The sequence below is a fragment of the Saccharopolyspora phatthalungensis genome (genome assembly GCF_014203395.1).
Taxonomy (GTDB): Bacteria; Actinomycetota; Actinomycetes; order Mycobacteriales; family Pseudonocardiaceae; genus Saccharopolyspora; species Saccharopolyspora phatthalungensis.
In genome coordinates, this window is sequence record NZ_JACHIW010000001.1 from 1,857,523 (window position 1) to 1,871,789 (window position 14,267).

At 67.0% G+C, this 14,267-nt stretch carries 14 protein-coding genes; 11 read left to right on the plus strand and 3 right to left on the minus strand.

Annotated features, from left to right (window positions below):
* Positions 1-196 precede the first annotated feature (196 nt).
* Positions 197-463: a hypothetical protein gene (locus BJ970_RS08270; protein WP_184725605.1), complete on the plus strand. Its 267-nt coding sequence runs from the start codon at positions 197-199 to the stop codon at positions 461-463.
* Between the two features lie 87 nt (positions 464-550).
* Here the strand turns inward: BJ970_RS08270 and BJ970_RS08275 are convergent, their stop codons facing one another.
* The gene (locus BJ970_RS08275; protein ID WP_184725607.1) at positions 551-988 is read right to left on the minus strand and encodes a GtrA family protein; all 438 of its coding nucleotides are present in this window, start codon (positions 986-988) and stop codon (positions 551-553) included.
* A 199-nt stretch (positions 989-1,187) separates the two neighbouring features.
* On the opposite strand from BJ970_RS08275, the gene dprE1 (BJ970_RS08280) reads away from it, so the two are divergent.
* The 5 genes from dprE1 (BJ970_RS08280) to BJ970_RS08300 all read left to right on the plus strand — a co-directional run bounded on the left by dprE1 (BJ970_RS08280) (position 1,188) and on the right by BJ970_RS08300 (position 9,542).
* A complete protein-coding gene (gene dprE1, locus BJ970_RS08280) occupies positions 1,188-2,552 on the plus strand; it encodes a decaprenylphosphoryl-beta-D-ribose oxidase (RefSeq protein ID WP_184725609.1) in 1,365 nt (454 codons plus the stop codon).
* Complete coding sequence (dprE1, locus tag BJ970_RS08285; RefSeq protein ID WP_184725611.1) at positions 2,552-3,907, plus strand: decaprenylphosphoryl-beta-D-ribose oxidase; 1,356 nt, start codon at positions 2,552-2,554, stop codon at positions 3,905-3,907. The genes dprE1 (BJ970_RS08280) and dprE1 (BJ970_RS08285) overlap by 1 nt, the downstream gene beginning before the upstream one ends.
* Positions 3,904-4,659 (plus strand): decaprenylphospho-beta-D-erythro-pentofuranosid-2-ulose 2-reductase, encoded by a 756-nt coding sequence (gene dprE2, locus BJ970_RS08290; RefSeq protein ID WP_184725614.1) that lies wholly within the window; start codon positions 3,904-3,906, stop codon positions 4,657-4,659. The genes dprE1 (BJ970_RS08285) and dprE2 overlap by 4 nt, the downstream gene beginning before the upstream one ends.
* A gap of 136 nt (positions 4,660-4,795) precedes the next feature.
* The gene (locus BJ970_RS08295; protein ID WP_184725616.1) at positions 4,796-7,774 is read left to right on the plus strand and encodes an arabinosyltransferase domain-containing protein; all 2,979 of its coding nucleotides are present in this window, start codon (positions 4,796-4,798) and stop codon (positions 7,772-7,774) included.
* A gap of 763 nt (positions 7,775-8,537) precedes the next feature.
* A complete protein-coding gene (locus BJ970_RS08300; RefSeq protein WP_246470770.1) occupies positions 8,538-9,542 on the plus strand; it encodes a hypothetical protein in 1,005 nt (334 codons plus the stop codon).
* Between the two features lie 70 nt (positions 9,543-9,612).
* Here BJ970_RS08300 and BJ970_RS08305 read toward each other — a convergent pair whose 3' ends face one another.
* Positions 9,613-9,945, minus strand: coding sequence for a hypothetical protein (locus BJ970_RS08305; RefSeq protein WP_184725619.1), 333 nt, complete (start codon positions 9,943-9,945; stop codon positions 9,613-9,615).
* Positions 9,946-9,986: 41 nt separating this feature from the next.
* Positions 9,987-10,193, minus strand: a complete 207-nt coding sequence (locus tag BJ970_RS39920) for an HC3 family zinc finger protein (protein ID WP_376775110.1) — start codon at positions 10,191-10,193, stop codon at positions 9,987-9,989.
* Positions 10,194-10,395: 202 nt separating this feature from the next.
* Between BJ970_RS39920 and BJ970_RS08315 the strand changes: the two genes are divergently transcribed.
* The 5 genes from BJ970_RS08315 (at position 10,396) to BJ970_RS08335 (ending at position 14,102) form a co-directional block, all read left to right on the plus strand.
* On the plus strand, positions 10,396-11,235 hold the full coding sequence (locus tag BJ970_RS08315; protein ID WP_184725621.1) for a helix-turn-helix domain-containing protein: 840 nt from the start codon (positions 10,396-10,398) through the stop codon (positions 11,233-11,235).
* 17 nt (positions 11,236-11,252) lie between these two features.
* Positions 11,253-11,450, plus strand: coding sequence for a DUF397 domain-containing protein (locus BJ970_RS08320; protein ID WP_184725622.1), 198 nt, complete (start codon positions 11,253-11,255; stop codon positions 11,448-11,450).
* Positions 11,451-11,542: 92 nt separating this feature from the next.
* Positions 11,543-11,908 (plus strand): DUF397 domain-containing protein, encoded by a 366-nt coding sequence (locus BJ970_RS08325; protein WP_184725623.1) that lies wholly within the window; start codon positions 11,543-11,545, stop codon positions 11,906-11,908.
* Between the two features lie 16 nt (positions 11,909-11,924).
* A complete protein-coding gene (locus tag BJ970_RS08330; RefSeq protein WP_184725624.1) occupies positions 11,925-13,265 on the plus strand; it encodes a condensation domain-containing protein in 1,341 nt (446 codons plus the stop codon).
* Between the two features lie 9 nt (positions 13,266-13,274).
* Positions 13,275-14,102, plus strand: a complete 828-nt coding sequence (locus BJ970_RS08335) for a class I SAM-dependent methyltransferase (protein WP_184725626.1) — start codon at positions 13,275-13,277, stop codon at positions 14,100-14,102.
* Positions 14,103-14,267 lie beyond the last annotated feature (165 nt).

Sequence of the window (14,267 nt, forward strand, 5' to 3'; positions counted from 1 at the left end):
GTTTTGGGGCGAATTCGGGGGTGGCGGGGTACGCCGAGAGCGAAAACCGCTGGTGGCGGGTGGTTGTGGGGTCCGCTTAGGGTGAAATCCGGTGTCCGGGGCGGCCGGATCGTGGTGCGCTGGACCGAGAAGTCCTTGCGGTACAAGGAACGCCTTGCCCCGGTGGACGTCGGGGCGCCTGCGATAGGGAGATCTGATGCCCGACACGCGACCCGGACTCGTGCTGCACCTCGCCGGAGTCAGCCAGCCGCTGCACATCGCGCTCGACCCGGCCGAGGCCGACGCGCTGCGCGACGTACTCGCCGACCTGATGGCCAACGGCCACACGAAGTCACTCACCACGGCCGACGGCAGCCGCTTCGCGGTGAACTTCGCGCACGTGGCCACGGCACACATCGAAATGACCCGCTCCGACGCCAACGCCTACGGAGCACCGGCCCGAGGCACCGGCTTCCGACGTTGACGCAGCCCCTGGGACCAGGGCGTTTTCGCGCGAAATCGCCCCAACGTCAACGCCCCGCTCGCGGCCTCGCGGTCGCGGCCCTCGGGATCAGTCGCGGAAGACGACCCACTTGAGCATCACGAAGTTGATCAGTGTGCCGAGACCCTGCGCGACGACCCAGCACACGGCGTAGCGGAACTGCTCGTTGAAGTCCGGCAGCGTCACGTACAGCAGCTGATTGGTGCCCACGTTGACGAAGAAGGTCACGCCGTAGACGGCGGCGAACGCGACCGCCTTCGCCTTGGCATTGCCGGTACTCGCGCCGCTGAAGGTGAACTTCCGGTTGATCAGGTAGGAAGCCGTGGTGCCGAGGATGAACGACACCGCTTTGGAGGTCCAGTTCGGCAATCCCAGCGAGAGCAGGATCGCGTACACCCCGGCGTCGATGATGGCGCAGCCGCCGCCGATGATGATGAAGCGGAACAGCTGGTTGAAGACGCCTAGGCGCTTCGTCTCGGTCTCGGCTGCGGGATCGGCCACGGCCACTTGTTCACCTCGGGATCCGACGACAGGGCATTCCGACAACCGGGCAATCGGCACCTGGGCACCCGGCTAGACGCCGAAGACGCGGGAGATCGAACTCCGCAGACGTCCCACGCGAGTGTAGCGATGAGGCATCGCACACCGCCCGGGACCGGATGTACCCGGCCGTATCGGCCTCCACTGCGCGGATAGACTCGGCTGGGTGGGATCGGTAAAGGACGAGCTTCAGACGCTGACCGGCTGGGGGCGCACCGCGCCGACCAGGGCGCACGTCGTCAGCACCCCGGACGTCGAGGCGATCGCCAAGGCGGTCCGCGAGGCAGGTGATCGGGGCGTCATCGCCCGCGGCCTCGGCCGCAGCTACGGCGACCCGTCGCAGAACGCCGGCGGCACGGTCATCGACATGACCGCCCTCGACCGGGTGCACCAGATCGACGTGGACAACGCGACGGTTGTCGTGGACGCAGGCGTGTCGCTGGACACCCTGATGCGCCGACTGCTGCCGTACGGGTTGTGGATCCCGGTGCTGCCCGGCACCCGGCAGGTCACCATCGGTGGGGCGATCGGCTCGGACATCCACGGCAAAAACCACCACTCGCAGGGCTCGTTCGGTAGCCACGTGCTGTCGCTGGACCTGCTCACCGCCGACGGCGAGGTCCGCACGCTGACCCCGGACGGCGAGGGCGCCGAGCTGTTCTGGGCCACGGTCGGCGGCATGGGCCTGACCGGCATCATCGTCAACGCGACGATCAAGCTCAAGCGCGTCGAGACCGCGTACTTCCTGGTGGACAACGTCCAGACCAAGAACCTCGACGAGCTGATCGAGCATTTCACCGACGGCTCGGACGACAACTACGTCTACTCGGTCGCCTGGTTCGACTCGCTGGCCCGCGGCGAGAAGATGGGCCGCGCGCTGCTGACCCGCGGCAACTCGGCCCGGATCGAGGACCTGCCGAAGAAGCTGCGCAAGGACCCGCTGAAGTTCACCGCGCCGCAGCTGATGACGGCCCCGCCGATCTTCCCCAACGGCCTGGTCAACAAGTTCACCATCACCGCGTTCAACGAGGTCTGGTACCGCAAGGCGCCGACGAAGTTCGGCATGGTGCAGAACATCACCCAGTTCTTCCACCCGCTGGACCTGGTCGGCGAGTGGAACCGGGTCTATGGCTCGCACGGCTTCCTGCAGTACCAGTTCATGGTGCCGTTCGGGCAGGAGGCGATGTTCCGCCGCTCGATCGACAAGATCAGCTCGTCCGGCCACGTGTCGTTCCTGAACGTGCTCAAGACCTTCGGCGAGGGCAACAAGGCGCCGATGTCGTTCCCGCGCAAGGGCTGGACGCTGACGGTCGACATCCCGATCACCCCGGGCCTGGACCGGCTGTGCCAGGAGCTCGACGAGATGGTGCTGCACGCGGGTGGCCGGCTGTACCTGGCCAAGGAGTCCCGCACGACGGCCGAGATGATCGAACAGATGTACCCGCGGATCGGCGAGTGGCGCAAGATCCGCGCCGCGGTCGACCCGGCGGGCGTCTTCCGCTCCGACCTGGCCCGGAGGCTGAGCCTCTGATGACCACTGCCGTACGGACGCTGACCGGCTGGGGCCGGACCGCGCCGACGAAGGCGCGGGTGCTCAGCACCACGAACCTCGACGCGATCGCGGAGGCGGTCCGCACCGCCGACGGGCGCGGCGTCATCGCGCGTGGCCTGGGGCGCAGCTACGGTGACCCGTCGCAGAACGCGGGCGGCACGGTCATCGACATGACCCCGCTGAACCGCATCCACGCCATCGACCCGGAGGACGCGGTCGTCGACGTGGACGCCGGGGTGAGCCTGGACCAGCTGATGAAGGCCGCGCTGCCGCACGGCCTGTGGGTGCCGGTGTTGCCGGGCACCAGGCAGGTCACCGTGGGTGGCGCGATCGGCTGCGACATCCACGGCAAGAATCACCATTCGCATGGCAGCTTCGGCAACCACGTGCTGTCGCTGGACCTGCTCACCGCCGACGGCGAGGTCCGTGCGCTGACGCCGGAGGAGAACGCCGAGCTGTTCTGGGCGACCGTCGGCGGCGTGGGCCTGACCGGCATCGTGTTGCGCGCGAAGATCCGGATGAAGAAGACCGAGACCGCGTACTTCATCGTCGACAACGACCGCACGAACAGCCTCGACGAGACGATGGAGCTGTTCACCAACGGTTCGGACGACACCTACGACTACTCGATGGCGTGGCTGGACACGATCTCGACCGGCGCGAAGCTGGGCCGGGCCGGGTTCTCAAGAGGCTCGCTGGCGAGGCTGGACGAGCTGCCGCCGAACCTGCGGGCCGAGCCGCTGAAGTTCGATGCGCCGCAGTTGTTGAAGTTCCCCGACGTGTTCCCGAACGGACTGGCGAACAAGCTCACCTTCGGGGCGCTCAACGAGGTCGCGTACCGCAACTACCCGAGGCAGGCGCGCGGCAAGGTGCAGAACCTGACGCAGTTCTACCACCCGCTGGACCTGTTCGGGGAGTGGAACCGCGCCTACGGTTCGAAGGGGTTCCTGCAGTACCAGTTCTCGGTGCCCTTCGGTGGCGAGGAGACGCTGGCGCGGATCGTGCGCAAGACCGTCCACTCCGGACACCTGTCGTTCATCAACGTGCTCAAGCGGATGGGCGAGAGCAACCCGGCGCCGCTATCGTGGCCGCACCCGGGCTGGATGCTGAGCATGGATTTCCCGATCAAGGCCGGGTTGCACCGGTTCTGCGAGGAACTCGACGAGCTGGTGCTCGGCGCGGGCGGGCGGCTGTACTTCGCCAAGGACTCGCGCACCACGCCGGAGATGATCCGGCAGATGTATCCCAGGCTCGACGAATGGCGCAAGGTTCGTGCCACCGTCGACCCCGATGGCATTTTCCGTTCCGATCTGTCCCGAAGGTTGGCCCTGTGATTGACGCGGTTGGTAACCCCCAGTCCCTGCTCGTCCTCGGCGGGACCTCCGATATCGCACTGGCGACGGCCGAGAAGTACGCCGCCCAGCGTCCGCTGAGGATCGTGTTGGCGGCGCGCCCGTCGGAGCGGCTGGAAGCCGCGGCCGAGCGGCTGCGCAAGACCGGCAGCACCGTGGCGACGGTGCCGTTCGACGCGCGCAAGCCGGAGACGCACGCGGAGGCGGTCGACAAGGCGTTCGCCGACGGCGACATCGACGTCACGCTGGTGGCGTTCGGCATCCAGGGCGATAACGAGCAGGGCTGGACGGACGTCGAGGCCGCCCGCGAGGTCGCCGAGGTCAACTACGTCGCGCCGATGACGCTGGGCGTGCGGCTGGCCGAGAAGTTGCGCAAGCAGGGGCACGGGCACCTGGTCGCGATGTCGTCGCCGGCCGCCGAGCGGGCCCGGCGTTCGAACTTTGTGTACGGCTCGTCGAAGGCCGGGTTGGACGCCTTCTACACCGGCCTGACCTACGCACTCGGCGGTTCCGGCGTGAAGGTCACCGTGGTGCGCCCGAACTTCGTGCACACCAAGCTGACCGAGGGCATGAAGCCGGCGCCGATGGCGCAGACGCCGGAGCAGGTCGCCGACGTCATCGTGGATGCGGTCCGCAAGGGCAAGGAGCAGGTGTGGGCGCCCGCGCAAATGCGCTGGGTGATGACGGTGCTGCGGCACCTGCCGCGGGTCATCTTCCGTCGCCTGCCGTTCTGATCGTGGGCGATTTCAATGGAAACCGACGCGCCGGTTTCCATTGAAATCGCCGGATCAGGTACCCCACGGCACGATCCGTGATCTACTCGTGGACCCGGGCGGGCAACCTCCGTGCGTTGTCTGAAGTCCACAGGGTATGGGAGTCGTTGCGCCGGACTCGCGGCTCATAGGCAACCGCCGGCTCGCGGCGTTATCCGGATTGACGATCTTGCTGGGGCTGCTCGCGATGCTTGCTCCGGTGAAGGCCGATACGCCCGTGGTCACCTGGCCGCGGTCCGGCGATACGACGCCATCGACGGTGTTGCCGTTGTCGCCGTATCGGCCGTTGGACTTCGACGCCACGATCTCTTGCGAAACGCTCCGCACGAGCACGGCATCGGCCCTGCGCACCCACGCCCCGAACGCCCCCGGCCTGGAGGTGGCCGCGCGGGCAGGGCAAACTCGTTTCCTGGTCGACGGTAAGGAAATCCTCGCCGATCCCCTGCGCGCGAAGTGCGACTACCGAGTGTTGGCCGACGCCACCGGCATCCGCGTCTTCCGGGACGGCGCGTTGCTGGTGAACCGCCCGGATCTGTTGCCGCCGCAGGTCTCCGAGCTGTCCACCAGCGGCTCGGTCAACGGCCTCAAGGTTGTGCTGCACACCGACGCGCGCTATGAATCCTCTCCCACCGCCTGGAAGATCGCGCTCCTGCTGGCGCACGCCGCATGCTTGATCGCGCTGCTGGTGCTCGCGTGGCGCCGCTGGCGCGGGAGGCAGTCGATGCGGGGCCTGTCGATACCTCGTCCCGGCGCTGCCGACGCAGTCATGGTGCTGGTCGCCGCGGGGTGGGTGGTGCTCGGGCCGGTCAACATGGACGACGGCTGGTACCTGATGATGGCCCGCAACGCGGGCGAGACCGGCTACATCGGCAACTTCGTCTACATGTTCAACGCGACCGAGAACCCGTTCGTGCTGGGCCAATACCTGCTCCAGTGGTGGGGCGAGCTCGGTGGTTGGTCGCTGTGGTGGATGCGTTTGGTCCCGATGTTCTGCGGACTCGCGACGTGGGCCCTGCTGCGCATCGTGTTCGCGACGCTGCTCGGTCGTGCCGCGAAGATCCGCGCGGTGCCCTGGGCCCTGCTGGTCGCGCATCTGGTCTGGTTCCTGTCCTACGGCATGTCGCTGCGCCCGGAACCGGTGATCGTGGTCTGCGCGGCCGCAACCTTGCTCTTCGCCGAAGCCGCCTACTTGCGCCATTCGATCGGCGCGTTGGCGGTGGCGACGATGTTCGCGGCGTTGGCGATGACCGCTTCGCCGTCGGGGCTGGTCGCAGCCGCTCCCCTAGTGCTCAGCGTGCCGTGGCTGCTGCGGTGGCTGCGTCGGCAGCAGTGGTCGGGCCGCATCGCTGCGCTGTTGCTGGCGGTCGCTTCGGCGAGTGTCGTTGTACCGGTGGGTTTCGCCGACGCGACGCTGGGCGACGTGCTGGAGGCGACCGATATCCACCGCTGGTATTACCTGGCATTTCCTTGGTACGAGGAATTCCGGCACTACAACACGCTGCTGAACACGGCCGGTTGGGCACGTCGGCTGCCGGTGCTGTTGACGCTGGCGATCGTCGCCGTGGTCGCGTTGGCCAGCGGACGCGGCGGCATGGGCCGCGATCCGATCCGCCGCCTGCTGATCACCAGTGCGATCACGACGGCGGTGGCGCTGGTGCTGATCGCGTTCAGCCCGACGAAGTGGGTCAGCCATTTCCACGCGGTGGCCGCCGCGCCGACGGTGTTATTGGCGGCGGCGTTGTTACGCTCGCCGTTGCCGCGACGGGCCGGGCCGGTGGTCGTCGGCGCGAGCATGCTGCTGATCATCGGGGCGATCTCGTTGAGCTTCGCCGGGGACAACTGGTGGATTCCGTTCTCCGACGCCGGGCAGCGCTTCGGCGAACACCTCAATCTGGACGAGCAGACCAACAACCTCGAACCGCATTTCGGCCCGCTCTACCTGCGGAATCCGGCGCTGTGGATCGGCGTCGCGCTGGTCGCGTACTTGTGGGCGAAATGGCGTCGTCGGCACGGGAAGTTGGTTCGCCTAGGCCCGGACCGGGCGGTGTTGGGTGTCGCCTCGATCGGCTCGGTGCTGCTGCTGATCGCCTTGTTCTGCTACGCGCCGATAGGGCAGGCGCCCGGCTGGACGGTGGGACGCTCGGGTGTGCAAACCCTCTTCGGCGACGGCTGCGGCCTGGCCAGCGATGTGCAGGTGCAGTTGCCGTCCGGGCGCCTCGGTGCCCCGACCGCGCCGCAGCTCTCCGGCGATTTCCAGCCCGGCGAGGTGCTGCCGCCCGGACCTTGGCCGGAACCGACGACGATCTGGAACACCGACCGGCCGGACGGGACGACGCCGAACGTCGGTCGCCTCACCACCGGCTGGTATGCGCTGTCCGGTCCGGGCACTCACGTGACCGTGCCGGTGGCCGGTCTACTCGCAGGGCAGGAACTCCGGGTGGAGTTCGCGCGTCCTGGCGGCGTCGTTTCCCAGGAGTTACACCCCGAGCTGCGCAGGTCGACGTTGCGGGAATGGCAACAGCTCGCGGTCGCGATCCCGGCGGGCGCGCAGTCCGTCCGAGTCATCGCGGCCGACCAGGTGACCGGGGCGCAGTCGTGGTTGGCGGTCGCGGAACCGACGCTGACCGAAGCCCGCCCCATCACCGAACTCACTCGCGGCCAGCACGTGCTGGCCAACCACATCAACGCGCCGCTGTGGCCATGCGTCGACCAGGTCGGCATCCGCGACGGTGTCACCGACACCCCGACGGTGCGGCTCACCGAGTTCGAGACGATTCCGCCGGAATGGCTCGACAACATCAGCTACCTGGAGTGGGGCGGCGCGTGGGTGCAAACGACCAGGGAGTGGACGCAGACCCGGCTGGCCGCCGAACTCCCCGGCGGGCCGCCGCGTTTGACCTGGGGAAACGTGTTCGTGATCCGCTACCGACATCCGATGGGGCGCTACGACCTGACTGTCTCGCGGCAGACACGGTGGGGGTGGACGCGCCTGCCGACGCTGGCGGACAACGACTATCCGGAAATCAAGCGCAACTCGGGAATCCAGCAGCCCGGCGCAAGCAGCCGACACCGGTAGCGCCGAAGGTGGGAAATTTTCGGTCTGGATGCAACGTTCCCCGTCGCTGCGACGATCACTGTGGTGACGGGGGGCTTTTCAGCCCCTGGGTCCGGAATGCGACTTCCCGCTGCGCTGCGCGCAGAGGAAGCGCGGGTGCCCGGAGAAGTGGGGTTCATCGGGTACCCGTGTCCGTGGGTCCTCCACCTGCCCGCAATACCGGAGGACCCACGGAAGCGCGGGTGCCCCGGCCCCTCTGGTTTCCCGATTTTGCCTAAACTTGGGAAGTTCCGGCCCCGACCAGGGTGCCCGTCGGCAACGCCGACCCACCCCCTAGCCGCGCATGACATCCACAGGAGCGACCGGCGCGCCGGATTTTCCCGGAAATGCGCGAAGAAGTTCCGGAAACCGGGCAACCTCCCGCCCCGCTCGCGCGATTACGAGGTGACACGCGAAAGGGGTTGCTGTGAAAGCCAAACGGCTCTTGGGGGTCGCTGTCGCCACGGCAGCGGCTGTTTGCCTGACCACGGCCGCGCCGGCACTGGCGCAAACCGAAACGCCCAGCGGAGAACCGCTCACAACCGCATCGACTTCCGAATCTTCCCCGACAGAACCAATGCCGACGTCGGAGGAAACGGCAACGACATCGCAGGAACCAGCACCGAGCACGCCCGCACCAAGCACGCAGGCACCGGCATCGGAACCTGCCACATCGCAACCTGCCACGCCGACGGCGAGCGATGCCGATCTCGGCGGCGGCGCGATTCAGTATCGCTACGAGTCGATGTCCGCTGAGGAACGAGCGCAGGTCGGCACGCCCGCCGGGCCGGAGGTCTTCGTGGATGAAGGGCTGCGCTTTCAGAACTTCACCCACGCCCGGTTCTACTGGACGCCGGACACCGACGTGACGGTGGTCCGCGGGATGATCTACAGCCGTTTTGTGGAGCTCGGCGGGCACGACAAGCTCGGCGTGCCGATCACCGACGAGCTGGCCAGCAGCGGCGGCGGCCGGTACAGCGACTTCCGGACCCGCGACGGCGTGATCCACTCGGCGATCTACTGGTCGCCGCGCACCGGCGCGCACCTGGTCTCAGGTCGGATCCTGGAGCACTTCCGAGAACTCGGCGAGGACGCGCACTTCGGCTACCCGACGACCGACACGCGATACACGCCGGACAACTTCGGCGTGTACAACCACTTCGTCACGCCGGACTCTCAGCGCGAAAACGCCTCGATCTACTGGACTCAGCCGTCCGGCCCGAACGCGGTGCAGGGCGCGATTCGGGAGAAGTGGGCGGCGAGTGGTTGGGAACGCGGTCCGTTGGGCTACCCGACCACCGATGAGCTCACCGCGCCGGACGGCGTCGGGCGCTACAACCAGTTCAACGGCGACGGCGTGTTCCCCGCCGGAATCGTGTGGAGCCCGCAGACGGGCGCGCACTCGGTGCAGGGCGTGATCGCGCAGCGGTACATCGAGCAGAGCGGCCCGGGTGGCGTGCTCGGCTACCCGACCACCGATGAGTTGGGCACGCCGGACGGGCGGGGTCGGTTCAACCACTTCACCGGAACCGGCGGGGCATCGATCTACTGGACGCCGCGGACCGGCGCGCACGAGGTGTACGGCGGAATCCGCGTCCGCTGGTCGCAGCTGGGCTGGGAACGCTCCTACCTGGGGTACCCGGTGACGGGTGAGTACGGCACCGAACAGGGCCGGGCGAGCGAGTTCGAGCACGGCTTCGTCGAATGGCACCGCGACAACGGCGCGGTGGTCGACTTCCCGAAGCGCTAAGCGGAGGGGAGAAGGGACGGGTGTCCGGTGGAGCGGGGTCCACCGGACGCCCGTTTTCCTTGCCGGTACTTCACAATCTCGGCGGACACACGTCAATTGGCATTGGCGAGCGCACTGCTCCGTGCTCCAGGATCGCCACGGCCAGCCGGTGACAGAGCCGGTCGATGTTCCTGATGTGGTGGCGGCCCCGATCGGGGTCTTCGGTCGGCCACACGATGATTTCTGGCTCCGCAGCGATTTCCATTTGTCTGGTGGCGTTTTCGCGCAGTTGCCACACGCTGTAAGTGCCGGGCCCGGCGTGCGCGTGCTGGCCGGTTCCACCGCGCAGCGGCATGACGCCGAGTGCCGCCAGCACGACAAGAGCGGCCACGGATATCCAGAGGACCCAGAAGACGCCGATCATTTCGCCTCTCCCCGTTCTCGCGCGTCACGGAGTTCGCGCGCCTAGACCATGCAGGATTCGCAGGTCGGATGAAACCAGTCTACTTCGGACGGTTCGGTCAGCGTAATGGTGGCCCCGCAAACGGTCTCGCGGGTCTGACCAGCCCGAGGAAGCTCGGGAGGCCACAAGGCATGCCGCTGCCCACCATTGGGCCGCCAGTAAACAACGGGACCAGGAGAAGAAAGCCCGAACATCGTTGCCTCCCACATGGAAATGTGAAGGGAAATTGGGAAAGACGGCGGCCCGGTCAGGGGAGGGAGTCCGCGACTCACCCGGGCCGCCGTCAAGATCAACGATAGAGGGTGAGGTTTCTACCTCGCATTTACACAGTTGAGTGATCATGGTTGCGAACTGCCAAGAAACCACCGAAGAATTGCTACTTGAAAGGAAAATCTCGCCGAAAGGGCACCAATGCCTGCGACCAACCCGCCCGTCGCCCGTCTCCAACTCGGCCAACTACTGCGCAGGCTGCGCGAGGAGTCAGGCAAGACCCAGGACGCCGCAGCCAAGATCCTTGAATGTCAGAAGCCGCGCATCAGCAAGATCGAAACCGGCAAAGCCACGATCAGCGCGGGTGACGTCCGTCTGCTGATCGAGCTCTACGGGGCCGACGAGACCACCGGCGCGACGGTCACCGAACTTGCCCGCGAAGCACGCAAACGCACCACCGCCCGCATTCCGGACTGGGCCCAGCGCTACGTCGCGTTGGAGAGCATCGCGTCCTCAATACAGGTCTACGAGCCTGAGCTCATCCCTGGGCTCATTCAGACTGAGAACTACACGCGAGCGATCACTCAGGCGGCAGACCCGGAACGGAGCGGGGAGGAGGTCGATCGCCTGGTCGCGGCCCGCACCGAGCGCAAATCCCTGCTTCGAGGCAAGAGCCCGCTACACCTCTCGGCAGTGCTGAACGAGGCGGCACTCCGCCGCACCGTCGGCGGAGCCGAGGTCATGATCGAGCAGCTCAGGCACCTACGTGAGATCGCAGAGCTGCCGAACGTCACGCTCCAGTTGCTCCCCTTCACCGCAGGAGCGCACGTCGCGATGGGTTCATCGTTCTACATCCTCGAAATCCAGCGTCCGGCAAAGGCGACCGTGGTCTACCTCGAATCGCTGACCAGCGGCGACTACGTAGACAACGCTGCGCAGATCGAGCGATACGCGCTGGCATTCCAACAGCTCCAAGTTTCCTCTTCCAAGGAAACCGAAACTGCCACTACACTCGAAAGGATGATCAAAGACCTCAGGTAGCGAGGGAGTGGCGCGAAGTGCAGGACTACGACTTATGCCGGGCAGTGTGGCGCAAGTCCAGCCGTAGCAACGGAAACGGCGGAGCTTGCATCGAAGTCACATTGACAGGAGAGGTCGTGGGCGTCCGCGACAGCAAGAACCGCGATGGCGGCACCCTGCTCTTCGCGCCCGACCAGTGGCACACCTTCCTGCGCAACCTCGACAACGCATCTTGAAGATGGGCTGCGGTGCGCCCTAATCAACTTACGTGGCACGGCTGATTCCGCCACATTGTTGGCGTGTCGCGTAGCGACAAGGGGTACGCGGGATGGACATCGATGGCTTATCTCGCGTAACTTGGCAGAAGTCCAGCTACAGCAACGGCTCCGGCGGAGATTGCGTAGAAGTCGCGATGACACCGACGGCCGTCGGAGTCCATGGTGGAAGTGCACGTCACCGTGGATCTGCCCGGCCTGCACGCTGCGCCCACCGACCGAAGCCGCCGAATCGTTGCGCACTCCGTCGCCCGAACCCACGAACCGTCCCCCAGGTCGCATTGATCAACTCCGCCAGCCTGGCAGAGGCTCGGGCGATGTCGCTACCGACAACTGGGGCATGCGGGCCGATGACAGCCCGCGCGTCCTCAGCCAGTTTTCCCGTCACTCTTTGTAGAGCCAGGGACCACCCAATGTGACAACCTAGGGAGACACATGTCGGGTGGTCTTGATCGCCTGCCGCTCACCGCCTCGCAGACCACGGTTTGGCTGGCTCAGCAGGCAGACCCGGAGAATCCGATCCACGCCGCCGCCGAATGCCTGGACATCCAGGGCCCCGTCGACCTGCGGCTGCTCCAGATCGCGGTGCGCCGGGCGGTGGCGGACACCGATGCCTTCCGCGTTCGGTTCGAGGCCGATTCCGAGGGCCCCTGGCAGGTAATCGAGCAGCTGCGCGACTGGCCGCTGCCGGTAGTAGACCTGCGGGGTGCGCTGGACCCGTGGCCGGAGGCGTTGGCGCAGATGGAGGCGGACCTGCGTCGGCCAGCCGACCTCATGCGCACTCCCCTGTTCAACTTCGCCGTGTTCGTCCTGGCCGATGACCGGTCCCTGCTCTACGTCCGCGCGCACCACATCGTGATGGACGGCTTCGGGTTCGCCCTTTTCCTGAAGCGGGTCGGCGAAATTTACACGGCGATCGAACTGGGGCAGGACTGCCCGCCCAGCAGCCTGGGCTCGTTGCGCCACCTTATCGAGGACGATCTCCGGTACCGGAGTTCCGAGCGGTTCACGCGGGACCGCGAGTACTGGCTGGAGCAGTTGTCCCCGCTCCCCGCCGTCGCGACGCTTGCGGGCAAGAGCGGTCCGGTCGCCCACAGCTTCTTGCGCACGAGCGGCCAAGTGCCGCCCCCGCTCGCCGATCAACTGCACGGGCTGGCGCGGCGAGCTCGGTGCAGCCTGCCGACCGTGGCGATGGCAACGATGGCGCTCTACGTGCAGCGGGCAACCGATGCGCACGACGTGGTGCTTGAAGTGGTGGTGGCGGGTCGTCAGGGGTCGGTGGCACGAGCCGTGCCAGGCATGGTGACCAACGCACCGCCGCTGCGGGTCGAGGTGGATCCCGGGATGACCACCGGCGAGTTCCTGCGGCACACCGCGGCGCGGGCGCGCGGCCTCATGCAGCACCAGCGGTATCCGTCCGCGTACCTCGTCCACGACCTGGGAATCGCCGACAGCGGGCTGGTGACCGAACCACCGGCGATCAACATCATGGGATACACACCGAATCTGCACTTCGGGCGGCACCCGGTGAAGGTGCACAACCTGAGCAACGGAGCGGTCGAAGACCTCACGGTCAACGTGTACGACCGCTCGGACGGCTCGCTGCGGATCGACTTCAACGCCAACCCGAACTTGTACGGGGCCGAGGACAACGCAACGCACCACCGCGAGTTCACGAGCCTCCTTCACGCGCTTGCGGAGACCGACCCGGAGCAACCGGTTGCGGCGGTGCAGCCGAGCTCGCGCTCGGCCATTTTCAGTTGCGCCGATGCGTAGCGTGCAGGCATGGAGGATTTCGAGACCGCGATTTCGGCTTACTACCGCCTTGATCCCGAGCGCGATCGGCTCTCCACCTGGGGTTTGCTCGAAGCGCTTCGCACCACCGAGCTGCTGGAGCGGTACCTGCCGCCCGCCCCGGCGGTAGTCCACGACATCGGCGGTGCACGGGGCGCGTACGCGCTTCCGTTGGCGCGCAACGGTTATCAGGTGCACCTGATCGACGCATGGCCGCCGCACGTCGAGGCCGCCGCGGCGGCTTCGGAACAGCAGCCCGACGCGCCCCTGAGCTCCACGGGTGTCGGCGATGCCCGCGAGTTGCCCTTCGAGGACGACAGCGCGGATGCGGTACTGCTCTTCGGCCCGCTCTACCACCTGATCGAACGGGACGACCGAGTGCTCGCGCTGCGCGAGGCGCACCGCGTGCTCAGGCCGGGCGGAATCCTGCTCGCCGCAGCCGTTTCCCGGTATGCGTCCACCTTCGACGGTATCCGCAACGGTGACATCTCCGACCCCGAGTTCGACGCGATCGTGGCGGGCGACGTGCGCGACGGGGTGCACCGCAATGTCGATCCGGACAAGCACCCGAACTGGTTCACGCTGACCTTCTTCCACCGCCCCGCCGAACTCCACGACGAAGTGGCGGACGCCGGCTTCGACGACGTCCGGCTGCTGGCCATCGAAAGCGCCGGCGCCTACACGACCGACGCCGAGCGCCTGGCCGACGACACGTACCGCGAAGCGGTCCTCCGGGCCATCCGCCGCATCGAAGCGGTCCCCGAACTCCTCGGCACCAGCCCGCACATCATGGCCGTCGCCCGCACCCCGGCCCGCTGATTCGGCCGCCGGGCCGCCAGCGCCCACGGCCAGACCGGGAAGCCGGCCACAACGTTGCCGATACAAGGACAACCTGTGGGGCGCGTGGATCGTCAATCGGCTGGACGAATTCGGCGCACCCACACCAACGGTCGCGCGAGGCGTTCGCGAGGATGAACTGCGAAG

What these genes read in the sequence shown, in the direction of transcription:
- BJ970_RS08305 (WP_184725619.1), bottom strand. Translation starts at nt 9,945, where the DNA reads ATGATCGGCGTCTTCTGGGTCCTCTGGATATCCGTGGCCGCTCTTGTC.
- BJ970_RS08270 (WP_184725605.1), top strand. Translation starts at nt 197, where the DNA reads ATGCCCGACACGCGACCCGGACTCGTGCTGCACCTCGCCGGAGTCAGC.
- BJ970_RS08330 (WP_184725624.1), top strand. Translation starts at nt 11,925, where the DNA reads ATGTCGGGTGGTCTTGATCGCCTGCCGCTCACCGCCTCGCAGACCACG.
- BJ970_RS08325 (WP_184725623.1), top strand. Translation starts at nt 11,543, where the DNA reads ATGGACATCGATGGCTTATCTCGCGTAACTTGGCAGAAGTCCAGCTAC.
- BJ970_RS08300 (WP_246470770.1), top strand. Translation starts at nt 8,538, where the DNA reads ATGTCCGCTGAGGAACGAGCGCAGGTCGGCACGCCCGCCGGGCCGGAG.
- dprE1 (WP_184725611.1), top strand. Translation starts at nt 2,552, where the DNA reads ATGACCACTGCCGTACGGACGCTGACCGGCTGGGGCCGGACCGCGCCG.
- BJ970_RS08315 (WP_184725621.1), top strand. Translation starts at nt 10,396, where the DNA reads ATGCCTGCGACCAACCCGCCCGTCGCCCGTCTCCAACTCGGCCAACTA.
- BJ970_RS08335 (WP_184725626.1), top strand. Translation starts at nt 13,275, where the DNA reads ATGGAGGATTTCGAGACCGCGATTTCGGCTTACTACCGCCTTGATCCC.
- BJ970_RS08295 (WP_184725616.1), top strand. Translation starts at nt 4,796, where the DNA reads ATGGGAGTCGTTGCGCCGGACTCGCGGCTCATAGGCAACCGCCGGCTC.
- BJ970_RS39920 (WP_376775110.1), bottom strand. Translation starts at nt 10,193, where the DNA reads ATGTGGGAGGCAACGATGTTCGGGCTTTCTTCTCCTGGTCCCGTTGTT.